The organism is Paraburkholderia sp. GAS348 (assembly GCF_050434205.1).
Taxonomy (GTDB): domain Bacteria; phylum Pseudomonadota; class Gammaproteobacteria; order Burkholderiales; family Burkholderiaceae; genus Paraburkholderia.
The window spans coordinates 214,452-225,963 of the sequence record NZ_JBNPVT010000006.1; the positions used below are offsets into that span (position 1 = coordinate 214,452).

An 11,512-nucleotide genomic window follows, 5' to 3' on the forward strand; every position below is an offset into this window, starting at 1 on the left:
TCCCGCCGCGGTCGTCGGGCGAGACATCGCGGGTTCGGCGTCAGCACCGGATGATGTCCATCACCTGGTCCGCCGGTTTGCCCTGCCCCAGCAACCGCGCCATGATGTTCATTGCGGGTGTGATGTGACGGAAATAGGCCTGATAGCCGGCGCACAGATAATTGAGCCCCGGTTCGCCGTCTTCCGATTCGATAAAGCGGTTCTTGGGGCACTCGCCATGGCACGCGAAGCGGAATTCACAGCGCAGACATTTGGCGGGGAGCGAGGTTTCCTTCGCCATGCCGAAGTCGGTCTGCACCTGCGAGGACATCATGCTGCCCAGGTCGTCCGACATCACGTTGCCGAGGCGATATTCCGGGTACATGAAATGGTCGCAAGCGTAAACACTGCCGTCGTGCTCGACGATGGCGGCTTTGCCGCAACGCGGGCTGAAGATGCACGCGCCCGCAGGCAACTGGCACCACGACGCGAGCGCCCATTCGAAGTTCATCACGTGAACCGTGCCAACGTCGTTGCGAACCCATTCATCGAATACCGCGGACAGAAATGCACCGTACGCAAGCGCGCTCACCGTCAGCGACGTCACCGCTGTTTCTCTACGTGCCACTGGCTTCGCTTTCGCTACGGCAGACAAGCTGAGCGACGGGGGCACGGCAAAATGCAGTCCGATGACCTTTTCCTCAGGCTGAGCCACCCGCTCGACGACCGGATTGAACTGGATGAAACGCGCGCCTAGTTCCTTCAGATGACGATAGATTTCCAACGGCTGATGGACATTGGTGCTGGATATTGTCACCAGCACATTGAAATCCACGCCATGACGCGACAAGACGGCCAAACCACGCACGGTGTCGTCGTAACTCGAATGGCCGCGCTTGTCGGGGCGCGCCACGTCGTTAAGCTCACGCGGACCATCCAGACTGACGCCCACGAGAAAACGCTCGCGTCGAAGAAACGCACCCCACTCGTCGTCGAGCAAGGTGCCGTTGGTCTGCAAGGTGTTGCGAATCAGCTTGCCCTGAGCGAACTTGCGCTGCAATGCCACGGCGCGCTCGAAGAATTGCAGCCCCAGCAAGGTGGGTTCACCGCCCTGCCAGGTGAATTCGACCTCAGGCGCCGACTGAGCCGCAATATATCGCCGGACGTAAGCCTCAAGGACCTCATCGGACATACGAAAGCGCTCGCGTGGCGGAAACGCGTTTTGTTTCTCGAGGTAAAAGCAATAGCCGCAATCGAGATTGCAAAGCGCGCCGATGGGCTTCGCCATCAGATGAATGCCGGTCAGCGATGCCGCGGTTGGGGCATTCATGCTTGACGGCGGCAGGCGGCCACCCAGTAGTGCGAAGCAGAAGTCATGGCTATGGCCTTTGAAGAACAAGCAACCCGCTTGAGATTTGACTAAATCAGCCCCGCAATACGGCCGGCTCCGGCCGTATTGCGTCGATGGCTAATCGTATGGGACGAGCGGTTCCCGCGCCTGTCATTGCGGCCAAAAAGGAGGTCTTTCAGAGTGTCGCCAGAATCGCGCGGCGTACGACGTACGGCATGCCGCATGCCGCGCAGACAAAAACCGCTGCCGTTCCTAGCCGGCAGCCTTCCTCGCGGCGATATCCGCTTCGTAGTAACGCGCGGCAAGCAGAAATAGAACCGCTGCGCTCAGCGACATCAGCGGCGCAACAGTGAGCGCTGTGCGCAGATTCGTCACGTCGGAAAGGAGTCCCACCAGATACGGACCTGGTGCCGTGCCAAGCAGATTGGCGCCCAGCACCGCAGTTGCCGTCACGGTGGCGTGAACGGCGGGATTGGTGACGTCGATCAGCATCGCCACCGCGGCGCCCCCATGCGCCGCGGCGAAGAGCGCGCCGCCGAGCAGCAGCACAAGCCCCGCTAAGCCAGGCGGCAATGCGAATGCCGCAAACAGCATCAACGCGGAAATCAGCGCGTAAGCGGCAGGCACGAGCGCCCGATAGCGAGGCCGTCCCCTGCTCAGCCAATCGGCCACGCCGCCTCCAAAGAGCATGCCCATACCCAGCAGGAGCACCACCACCGCCGCGATCAGGCTCGCCTTCTTCGGGTCATAGCCGTAGAAGCGATTGAAGTATGTCGGCACCCATGCAATCAGAATGGCGGGGATCCCCAGCTGCAGACCGAACGCGGCGAACGTAAAGTTGCCGGAGCGCGCGGCGAACACATGTTTGAATACTTCGGCAAACCGCGGCCGCCCATTGACGCACTGGCCCGAAGCGCCCTGTTGCAAGGCAGGCACCTGGTAATCGCGAACAAAGAAAGGGTAAAGGACGGCGAGCAGCAGGCCCGGCGCGCCGACCGCGAAAAAGGCATAGCGCCAGCCGAACTGGCTCGCGACCGCACCGCCAATCACCACGCCCATCACGGAACCGAAGATGCCGCCCGATTGAAACGCCCCCAATACCGCGGAACGCTTGTCTTCCGGGAAAGTGTGGGCAAGCAAAGCCGCGCCCGCCGCCGCATAGGCGGCCTCGCCAAACCCCACCATTGCGCGCGCCGCGAGCATCTGCGTGTAGCTGGTCGCGATGCCACACGCGATGGTGGCGAAGCACCAGACGAACGCCATCAGCGTAATGCTTTTGACGCGCCCCCAACGATCCGCGATCAGCGACAACGGAAGGGTCATCACGCCGACCACCAGCGACACGATACTGACGAGCGCGCCCAGTTGCGAATCCGATACGCCCCACACCGGTTTGAGAAACGGGAAGACGGCGCCCACCGCCTGGCGCGACAGGTAGTCCGACAGAATCAATCCGAAGCTCAAGGCGAACACGGTCCACGCATAGGCTTTCGAACCTTGGTACACGCCGGCGCCGGAAGCCCCGCGGGCCTGGATCAGGTGTAGGGCTCTCATGTCGACTCTCTGCTTATGTCTTGCGCCGTCGAACCATACCGGCGGGCTTCATTTTCATATGAACACGGAATGTTCAAGGCCGGGTCGGGATACCCAAGGAATAGCTTCGATATCAGCCGTTGAACGCGCGTGCCGTAGGGCGGACGAAACAGACCGATCGGGAACCAGCGCCTCATCCTAAATACCGACTTGCCGTGCGACAGCGCTCTGAATCCCTCCGGCCCGCGCCAGCTTCCAATTCCCGAATTGCCGGTGCCGCCAAACGGCAAGTCACCCTGGAAAACGTGCCATGCCCAATCGTTGACGGTCATGCCACCGGCGTGAACGTCCTGCTCCAATCGTTTGATTTCGCCCGCGTCCGTACCGTAGTAGTACAACGCCAGCGGACGAGGCCGCGCCGTGATGTACCGGATGCCTTCGTCCAGCGAATCGCAGGCCATCACCGGCAGGATGGGATTGAACAGCTCTTCCTGCATGATCCGCATATGGGGCGTCACGTTCGTCACGATCTGCATGGGCACGGCTCGCGAGCCGTTGCCGTTGCCGGTGCCGCACGAGGTGACGGTGGCGCCTTTGGCCACCGCATCGGCGAGCAACTCATGCACGCGCGTGGCGTGGCGGTCGGAAGCGATGTACGTGTAGTTCGGATCGCCGGCCGGGTCGGGAACCATGCGTCGGAATGCGCTTACTGCGGCTGCCACGAATTCGTCGATCCGATCGCGTGGCACCAATGCATAATCCGGTGCCACGCAGGCCTGCCCCGCGTTGAATGCCTTGCCGTGCGCGATCGAGCGCGCCGCGGCCGCCAGCGACGCTGAAGGTGCGACGATCGCAGGCGACTTGCCGCCGAGCTCCAGTGTGACAGGTGTCAGATTGGTGGACGCCGCACGCATGATCTCTTTTCCGACAGCAGGCGAACCGGTAAACACGATGTGATCGAACGGCAAGCTCGCAAAGGCCCGAGCAACATCCACGCCGCCGCCAAACACCGCCACCTGATTTTCCGGAAATATCTCAGCCAGCATCTCGCACAGAACCAGCGTGCTGCGGGGCGAGAATTCCGACATCTTGATCATCACCCGATTGCCCGCTGCGAGCGCCGTGATCATCGGCCCCACTGCCTCGACGATCGGGAAATTCCATGCCGCGATCACGCCGACAACGCCTTTAGGCTGGTAGACCACTTTGGCGCTGTTGGTGCGAAACAGCAAGTCCGTGCGCCGCCGTTGCGGCTTCATCCAACGCCGCAGGTTGGCAAGCGCATGGTCGATCTGCAACGCAGGAAACATCACGTCCAGCATCTTGCACTCGAACTCGGAGCGGCGGCCGAAATCGTCGCTCATCGCCGCCGCGAGTCGATCCTGATAGCGGCTCAAGGCCTCTCGCACCGTTTTCAACTCGCGCCTGCGTTGCTTCAACTCAGGATAGGGGCTGGCGCGGCATGCATCACGCTGCCGGGCCAATACGTCCCGCAGATTTTCAATGGCATCGTTCATTTCGGCATTCCGGTTCACCCTCTTTCTCGGCGCGGTCTCGATCGAGCACGTATCCCGCTACATCTCGCGCTTCAGGCGGCACGCCTGCAGCGGATCGGTAGATCGGCACCTACACCGATCGCCACTGCTCACCCCAGTACTTTTCCCGAACGTCTTTCTTGAGCAGCTTGCCCACCGCGCTGCGCGGCAGGTCGACCCAGAACTCGACGCTCTTTGGCGTCTTCGTGCTGCCCAGATGCTCCTTGCAGAGCGCCATGATCTCTTCTTCGGAAACGGTCAGCCCGGGCTTGCGCTGAACCACCGCTTTCACCGCCTCGCCCCATTTGTCATCCGGCACGCCGATCACAATGCAATCGAGAACGGCGGGATGGTTCTGAATGACTTTCTCGATTTCGACGGGAAAAACATTGAAGCCGCCGGTGACGATCATGTCCTTCATGCGATCCACGATGGTGACGTAGCCCCGTGCGTCCCGCACGCCGACATCGGTGGTGTGGTGCCAGCCGAATGCCGAAACCGCAGCCGTGTCGTCCGGCTTCTTGTAGTAGCCCTGCATAACCATCGACGAGCGCACGACGATCTCGCCACGTTCACCGGCAGGCAACAGGTTGCCTTCGGCGTCCATGATGGCGAGACACGCGACGTCGACCGCTTTACCCGCCGCCCTCACCACATCCTCGTCGAAGCTGCCATCCGGCATCAGGTAGTCCGCAGGACCTTTGACCAGGATCGGCACCAGCGTCTCTGTCTGCCCGAAGCTTTCATACATGACCGGTCCAAACACTTGAACTGCTTCCTTGAACTTCTCCGGCGCGATCGGCGCCGCACCGACGATGAAGGCCTGCAACGAAGAGAAGTCCGTCTTCCGGGTCTTCGGATGCGCCAGCAGACCGTAGACGGCGGTAGGCGGCAGGTAAAGGTGCGTGATCTTTTCCGCTTCGATCAAGCTCAACACGGCATCTGGATCGAAACCCGGCATGAGAATGTTGACACCGCCCTTGATCGTGAAGCCAAGCGCCAGCAGCCCGGCGGCATGCGTCAGCGGCGCCACGCACAAGTGCCGCGAACTGGACGTGATGCCGAACGCCGAAGTGAGACCCAGCCCCATGAACTCGAGGCTCCGATGCGTGTGCACCGCGCCCTTGGACGGCCCGGTCGTGCCGCCGGTAGGTTGCAGGAACGCACGCTTGGCCGGGTCCTCCGGCTGATTGCGGAAAGGCTTCCAGCAGTCTTTCAGCCATTCATCCATCGACATCCCGTGTTCCGATGCGCGGTCGATGCAGACATACAGTCTGGCTTTCGACAGCTTCGCTTTCAGCACCGGCATGCTGCTTTCAAAATAGCTGTGAAAGAACACCATGTCGGTGTCGAAGTAGTCGAGCACCTCGGCGTTAGTCTCAACCGAATTGCGAATGTGGACGGACAGCCACGCAGCGTCGGCCAGGTTGATACCCAGGTGCAGCAGACTGACCCGGTAGTCGTTGGGCGCATAGATTGCCGCATGCGTGCCCGCACCTGCCGCGCGCGCGCGCGTCAAGCAGTGCGCTACCGCATGTACGTATTTTTTGGCCTCGCCGTATGTCATGCGGGTGGCGCCGTCGACAAACGCCAGGTTGTCCGGGTGAAGCTGCGCTACCGCATCGAAATAGTCTGCCAATCTCATTTTTTACTCTCTTCCAGCACCAGTCTTTGAAACGTTCGGGGATCGACCGATCCTGAACCGATCCTCAACCGACTCTATTTCGCACGCATGCGCGACGCAGCATCGAGACGAATGGTTTCGCCATTCAGGTAAGCGTTTTCGATAATGAACGCGCAGCAGTGCGCAAACTCGCGCATGTCGCCCAAACGCTTCGGCGCTTCCATCTGCTCCTTGAGCATCGTCAGCACCTTCTCGTCGAGTCCCGCCACCATAGTCGTCAGGAACAGGCCGGGGGCGATCGCGTTGACGCGCACCCCAATCGCGCCGAGTTCACGCGCGGCCGGCATGTTCATGCCGATGATGCCGGCCTTGGTCGCCGCGTAGGCGCTCTGCCCGATCTGACCTTCGTACGCCGCGCCCGAGGAAACGTTAATCACCACGCCACGCTCTTCGCCCGCCTCAGGGTCATTGCTCGCCATCTGCTCCGCGCATTTGGACATCACATTGAATACGCCGTTGAGATTGACCGCGGTCGTCTGCGCGAACTTTGCGAGCGGCGCTGCCTTGCCTTCCTTGCCCAACACCTTGAATGCGGTCGGCACGGCCGCGCCGTTGATACAGACGTGAATGGCGCCGAAGCGGGCCATGACCTCGCCGACAGACTTTTGCACCGACTCTTCGCTGCTGACGTCCGTTTGCACGAACATCGCGCGATCGGCGCCGATATCGGCTACCGCCTTTTCACCGGCTTCGACATTCAAATCGAAAATAGCGACACGGGCGCCCTTTTCCTGCGTGAGGTACAGCGCGGTGGCCAAACCAAGCCCCGAAGCGCCCCCGGTGATAACGACGACTTTGTCCTGAATACGCATGGGATATCCGAATATAAGTTGAGAATTTGAAAGGCCCTGGTGCGGGCAGCGCCGTGAGCGCCGCCACGCATCAGAATGCGTTGACCCCAGTCAGCGCGCGCCCGATGATGAGTTGCTGGATTTGGGTCGTGCCCTCCGGAATCGGCACAACAATCGCTTCGCGCGCCAGCTTCTCGACCAGAAACTCCTTGGTAACCCCATTGCCGCCGTGAATCTGCACCGCCTGGCGGGCGATTGTCACCGCGGCTTCACAGGCAAAATATTTGGCCATGGCTGCTTCCATCTCGGCGGGCACTCCCGCTTCGATCATCGATGCAGCACGCTGGGTCAGCAGACGGCTGGCGTCGACATGCGTGGCCATTTCGGCCAGCATCGCGGAGATCAGCTGGTGCCCGGCAATCACCTTGCCGTGCTGTTTGCGCTCCGTGGCATAGCGCGTCGCCTCTTCCAATGCGCGCCGTGCAATACCGAGACCCTGCGCGGCGACGAAAACACGCGAGCGTTCGAACATCGTTAACGTGTTCTTCAGCGCTTCCCCTTCGTTGCCGAGCATGTTGCTGGCCGGCACACGGACATCGCTAAGGAATATCTGCGCCGTCGACTGGCTGTTCCAGGCGATCTTATGAATATCCCGAACCTCGTACGGATGCTCTTTGCGGTCGAGCAGAAAGTGCGTCAGGCCGCGGCGCGGATCGTCGCCGGTCCGGCACGTGCAGATCAGAATGTCCGAATAGGCGCCGTTACTGATCCACGTCTTCTCGCCGTTGATGATGTAATGATCCCCATCCCGCCGGGCGCGCGTCTTGATCTCCAGCACGTTGGAGCCAACGTCCGGCTCGGAGATACCCGCGCTGCAGAACAGTTCGCCCTTGAGCAGTCCCGGCAGATAGCGTTCGCGCAGATGCGCAGGCGCCAGCCTCGCGAGCATCTGCGCACAGAAACCATTGATCAGCACCGGCACCGACAGATCGACCGAGGTGGCCGCCACTTCTTCGAACAGCATGATCATCGTGAGCCAATCAAGACCCAGACCGCCGTGCTCTTCACCCACGGTACCCGAAATCAGGCCGAACTGGCTAAGCTCACGCATGAACTCACCCATCTGCTCCTTCGGCACGAACCTGTCGCGATACTCCTTGTTGAACAAGGGATCGGCCTTGTCTGCCAGATAGCGCCGCAGTCCGTCCACCGCGCCTCGCTGCTCTTCCGTCCTGAATACGTATCCCATCTCTAGGCTTCCCTGAATGACTTACTGTTTGGCAAGAATCGTGATGGCCACCACGGCCTCTTCGATACCGTAAAGACCGCCGCCGTTTTCCTGAATCGCAATGCGGGCGTTGTCCACCTGCCGCTTGTCCGCTTCGCCGCGCAACTGGGTCACCAGTTCGTGGATCTGGCCGAGGCCGGTTGCGCCAATGGGGTGGCCCTTCGATTCGAGGCCGCCGGAAGGGTTGATCGGCATGCGGCCGCCGACCGTAAAGTCGCCTCGCTCCGCTGCCGGTCCGCCTTCGCCGAAAGGCACCAGCATCAATGACTCGGCATTGAGAATTTCGCCGATCGCGGACGCGTCGTGAACCTCCGCGACATTGACGTCTTCAGGCGCCACGCCAGCCTGTTCGTATGCCTCTTTCGCCGCGCGGTGGGCAATGATCTTGTGCGGCTCATCGAGGCCGCGCGTGGTGCCGGTTTGCACGACGCTGGCGAGCACACGCACCGCACGGCGAGCCGCGCCGTTGAGCCTCTTCAGTCCCGCTGCGTTGCACAGCACGACAGCGGCCGCGCCATCGCTGATCGGGGAACACATCAACGTGGTCAACGGATAGGCGATCGGTGGCGACGCCAATACCTCCTCGATACTGAAGGGCTGTTGAAACTGCGCCAGCGGGTTGTGCACCGAGTGTTGATGGTTCTTTGCCGCCACAGCAGCGATCTGCCTCTGGGTAGTACCGTAACGCAACATGTGGTTGCGGCAAATCGCGGCATACACGTCCATGAAGACGCTGTACGGGCGCTCGGACATGGTGCCCGGCGGCGGCGTCATGCCCTCGCCCATGGCGAGCAACGTCGCCTTGTTGCGCTCCACCGTCGAGACGTCCCAGCCGCCGTCGAACGCCGCGAACATCCTGGCCTTGTCCGGAATATTCATCTTTTCCGCACCAACGGCCAGCGCGATATCGCAGCTGCCCGAACGCAACGCCAGCGTCGCCAGGTTGAATGCCGATGAACCCGTGGCACAGGCGTTTTCCACCGTAAATACCGGCACGCCTTCAATGCCGAGGCGGCGCATCGCAATCGGGCCGGGGATGGCGGTTTGGCCTTGCAACTGGCCATTCGTCATGGTCCCGTAATACGCGGCGCCAATGTCGGCCGTACCGCAGCCGGCGTCTTTCAACGCAAGCGCTACGGCTTCTCCGACCATGTCGTACACCGACTTTTCAAGCAGGCGCCCAAAGGCAGTCATGCCGACGCCGGCCACATAGATATCGCTCATGTTTCTGTTCTCATTACGATGTGATTCAGCGGCCTTGAAACCGGGGCGCGCGCTTTTCGGCGAAAGCCTGCAAGCCTTCGTGGAAGTCGAATGTGCGCATGTGCTGGCGCAGCATCACCTGCTCGTGCAGCAACGCGTCGTCGCGCGTTTTGTCGGCGGATTGCCGCGCTACTTCTTTCATGCGGCGCAACGCAATGGGGCTCTTTCGCGCGATATGCGTGGCGAGCTTCTGCACGGCCTCGGCGAGTTCCACATCCGGGTGCACTTCGCAGACGAGGCCACACGCCTTCATCTCGGTGGCCGACAGGGACTTGCCGGTCAGCAGCAGATACATCGCCATGTTGAGCGGAATGAGCCGCGGCAGGACGGCCGCGCCACCCGCGCCCGGATACACGCCGAAGTTGGCATGCGCGTCGGCGAGCGTGGCGGTCTCGGCGGCAATCACCAGATCCGCGCACATCGCCAGTTCCAGGCCGCCGGCCATCGTGACGCCGTTCAACGCGGCGATCACGGGCTTCGGGAAATTGCGCAGCCGGCCAAACACCTGGTTCGCACGATCGAGAAAATCCGCTTCGCCGGGACCCAGGTCTTGGCCCGCCAATACTTCCTTCAGGTCTGCGCCCGCACAGAAGGCTGCTTCGGCACCGGTAAGCACCAGCACACGCATCTCATCGTCGGCCTCGATCTGCGTTAGACGGCGATCCAGTTCCGCAAGCATCGCCAGGTTCAGCGAATTCATCGCCTTTGGGCGATTCAGCGTCAAACGGGCAACAGACCCATCGACGTCGTACAACAAAACGTCTTCGTTCATGACATCTCCATACTTTTCGGTGATCAGGACGCTCGACGAAGGCGTCGGCCTCAAGAAATTGGCGAATGTGTTGATCGTATGGAGAACTGTGGTTTGCTACAGGTCATTGGAATGAAGTCGCAGGTCCCGGCGATAAGTTGCGTGTGACGTGGCCTCAGTGCGCGGCGAGCAATTGCACGATCTCGTCTTCGCCAAGCCCGATGGCTCGGAGGATCGCAAGGCCATGTTCACCACGGCGCGGTACGGCGTTAGGGGCGCCGGACGGGGTCGCGGAGAATCGCGGCGCCGGGGCGGCCTGCAATACCCCGTCGCGCTCCGCATAGACGCCGCGAGCGGCCATATGCGGGTGCGTCATGGCTCCGACAGGCGTCAGCACCGGCGCGAAACAGGCATCACTGCCTTCGAGCAAATCGATCCAATGCTGCCGGGGTTGCGTGGCGAATACCACCGCCAACCGGTCACGCAGGGCAGGCCATCGATGCGGGTGATAAGGCTGCCGGAAATCCGGATCGTCACCGAGCCCAAGCTTGCTGAAGAGCAGCGCATTGAATTGCGGCTCCAGCGCCTGGACACTGACAAAGTGGCCATCGGCACACGCGTAGGTGCCGCTCCAGTGCGGGCCGTCCAGAAGGCCGCGCCCGCGTTCGATAGGCTGATGCCCTGCGGCATGCACCGAGAGCAGCAGGTTCATCAGATTGGCGCTGCCGTCGACGATGGCAGCATCCACCACCTGGCCATGACCGGTACGGCGAGCGCCCAGGATGCCGGCAAGCACGCCCATCGCGAGATACAGCGCGCCACCGCCCAGATCGCCCAATAGCGTGGGCGGTGGCATGGGTGGCCTGCCGGGTTCGCCCGCGAACCACAGCGCGCCGGAGAGCGCGATGTAATTCAGGTCGTGGCCGGCGCACTGCGCCAACGGCCCCGTCTGTCCCCATCCGGTCATCCGGCCGTATACGAGGCGTGGATTGCGTGAGAGACACATCTCCGGCCCGAGCCCCAGCCGCTCCATCACGCCTGGGCGCATGCCTTCGAGCAACGCGTCTGAACCCTCGATGAGCCGCAGGACCGCGTCAATCGCGCGCGTGTCCTTCAGGTTCAGCGCAATGGACTGTTTGCCACGATTGACGATAGCGCTCTTGCCGAGATCGAGCATGCCGCCATCGTTGGCGTCGGCGCGCTCGATCAGGATGACTTCGGCGCCCATGTCGGCAAGCAACATGCCGCAAAAAGGACCCGGCCCGATACCCGCTATTTCCACGACGCGGATTCCGTCGAGAACACCCATGGTTCTGCTCCTTTGGAGATCAAGATGA

9 protein-coding genes are annotated in these 11,512 nt (G+C 61.7%); all 9 read right to left on the reverse strand.

The window, feature by feature from the left end:
• Positions 1-40: 40 nt before the first annotated feature.
• The 9 genes from P3T22_RS13335 to P3T22_RS13375 all read right to left on the reverse strand — a co-directional run bounded on the left by P3T22_RS13335 (position 41) and on the right by P3T22_RS13375 (position 11,484).
• On the reverse strand, positions 41-1,309 hold the full coding sequence (locus tag P3T22_RS13335) for an anaerobic sulfatase maturase (RefSeq protein WP_063497918.1): 1,269 nt from the start codon (positions 1,307-1,309) through the stop codon (positions 41-43).
• Positions 1,310-1,582: 273 nt separating this feature from the next.
• Positions 1,583-2,884 (reverse strand): MFS transporter, encoded by a 1,302-nt coding sequence (locus P3T22_RS13340; RefSeq protein ID WP_082855011.1) that lies wholly within the window; start codon positions 2,882-2,884, stop codon positions 1,583-1,585.
• A complete protein-coding gene (locus P3T22_RS13345; RefSeq protein ID WP_063495805.1) occupies positions 2,881-4,380 on the reverse strand; it encodes a coniferyl aldehyde dehydrogenase in 1,500 nt (499 codons plus the stop codon). Before P3T22_RS13345 ends, P3T22_RS13340 begins: the two co-directional genes overlap by 4 nt.
• A 109-nt stretch (positions 4,381-4,489) precedes the next feature.
• On the reverse strand, positions 4,490-6,043 hold the full coding sequence (locus P3T22_RS13350) for a class I adenylate-forming enzyme family protein (RefSeq protein WP_429325200.1): 1,554 nt from the start codon (positions 6,041-6,043) through the stop codon (positions 4,490-4,492).
• A 74-nt stretch (positions 6,044-6,117) separates the two neighbouring features.
• Entirely contained in the window at positions 6,118-6,894 is a 777-nt protein-coding gene (locus P3T22_RS13355) for an SDR family NAD(P)-dependent oxidoreductase (RefSeq protein WP_063495803.1), read from the reverse strand.
• Positions 6,895-6,964: 70 nt separating this feature from the next.
• The gene (locus P3T22_RS13360) at positions 6,965-8,122 is read right to left on the reverse strand and encodes an acyl-CoA dehydrogenase family protein (protein ID WP_063495802.1); all 1,158 of its coding nucleotides are present in this window, start codon (positions 8,120-8,122) and stop codon (positions 6,965-6,967) included.
• A 21-nt stretch (positions 8,123-8,143) separates the two neighbouring features.
• Entirely contained in the window at positions 8,144-9,385 is a 1,242-nt protein-coding gene (locus P3T22_RS13365) for a thiolase family protein (RefSeq protein ID WP_429325201.1), read from the reverse strand.
• 25 nt (positions 9,386-9,410) lie between these two features.
• Positions 9,411-10,196, reverse strand: a complete 786-nt coding sequence (locus tag P3T22_RS13370; protein ID WP_429325202.1) for an enoyl-CoA hydratase/isomerase family protein — start codon at positions 10,194-10,196, stop codon at positions 9,411-9,413.
• Positions 10,197-10,350: 154 nt separating this feature from the next.
• Entirely contained in the window at positions 10,351-11,484 is a 1,134-nt protein-coding gene (locus tag P3T22_RS13375; protein WP_429325203.1) for a CaiB/BaiF CoA transferase family protein, read from the reverse strand.
• Between the last annotated feature and the right edge of the window lie 28 nt (positions 11,485-11,512).

Excerpts from the sequence above, each read along its gene's own strand:
- P3T22_RS13340 (WP_082855011.1), bottom strand. The coding sequence starts at position 2,884 with ATGAGAGCCCTACACCTGATCCAGGCCCGCGGGGCTTCCGGCGCCGGC.
- P3T22_RS13335 (WP_063497918.1), bottom strand. The coding sequence starts at position 1,309 with ATGAATGCCCCAACCGCGGCATCGCTGACCGGCATTCATCTGATGGCG.
- P3T22_RS13355 (WP_063495803.1), bottom strand. The coding sequence starts at position 6,894 with ATGCGTATTCAGGACAAAGTCGTCGTTATCACCGGGGGCGCTTCGGGG.
- P3T22_RS13370 (WP_429325202.1), bottom strand. The coding sequence starts at position 10,196 with ATGAACGAAGACGTTTTGTTGTACGACGTCGATGGGTCTGTTGCCCGT.
- P3T22_RS13360 (WP_063495802.1), bottom strand. The coding sequence starts at position 8,122 with ATGGGATACGTATTCAGGACGGAAGAGCAGCGAGGCGCGGTGGACGGA.
- P3T22_RS13350 (WP_429325200.1), bottom strand. The coding sequence starts at position 6,043 with ATGAGATTGGCAGACTATTTCGATGCGGTAGCGCAGCTTCACCCGGAC.
- P3T22_RS13375 (WP_429325203.1), bottom strand. The coding sequence starts at position 11,484 with ATGGGTGTTCTCGACGGAATCCGCGTCGTGGAAATAGCGGGTATCGGG.
- P3T22_RS13365 (WP_429325201.1), bottom strand. The coding sequence starts at position 9,385 with ATGAGCGATATCTATGTGGCCGGCGTCGGCATGACTGCCTTTGGGCGC.
- P3T22_RS13345 (WP_063495805.1), bottom strand. The coding sequence starts at position 4,380 with ATGAACGATGCCATTGAAAATCTGCGGGACGTATTGGCCCGGCAGCGT.